Source organism: Pseudonocardia oceanicola (assembly GCF_047200735.1).
Lineage (GTDB): Bacteria > Actinomycetota > Actinomycetes > Mycobacteriales > Pseudonocardiaceae > Pseudonocardia.
The window spans coordinates 1-513 of record NZ_JBJZON010000095.1 but is presented as its reverse complement, the minus strand read 5'-3'; the positions used below and the strand labels follow the sequence as shown (position 1 = coordinate 513).

Genomic DNA, 513 nt, shown 5'->3' with positions numbered 1-513 from the left:
CGGGAAGGTGCTGGTGGGCGTGCCGGCCAGCCAGTGCAGGCCGTCGGCGACGCGGCCGGCGCGGCGGGTCTCGAGGATCCGGCCGACGACGTGCTCGGCGTCGTCGGCCACGCCGGAGAAGCGGCCCGAGCCCCAGGTGTACTGCCAGGGCAGGCCGATGAAATACAGGCCCGGCCAGTTGGTCACCCCGCGCTCGTGGGTGGGGTAACCGCGCCCGTCGAAGATCGGCAGCTCGATCCAGCGGTCGTCGCGGCCGTAGCCGGTGGACCAGATCACGCTCGTGAGGCCGGCGGCGGCGAGGTCGATCTCCTCCGGCTCGTCGCAGGCCGGCGCCCAGACCGGGGCCCGCCGCTCCTCGGCGGGGGCCTCGATGCCGGTGGCGGCGATGTAGGCGTCGATCGAGTCCTTGATGGCCTCGGCGACGGCGTCGGCACCGTCGAGGTTGGCCCGCAGGTCCCCGGCGAAGCGCAGCCGCCCGCCGGTGACCCCGACCAGCCGCCCGTGCAGCCGCAT

General features: G+C 75.0%; 1 pseudogene. It reads right to left on the bottom strand.

Annotation, left to right across the window (positions count from 1 at the left end):
• Window positions 1-513: pseudogene (locus ACL02T_RS34965) on the bottom strand (MSMEG_0569 family flavin-dependent oxidoreductase); the annotation flags it as partial.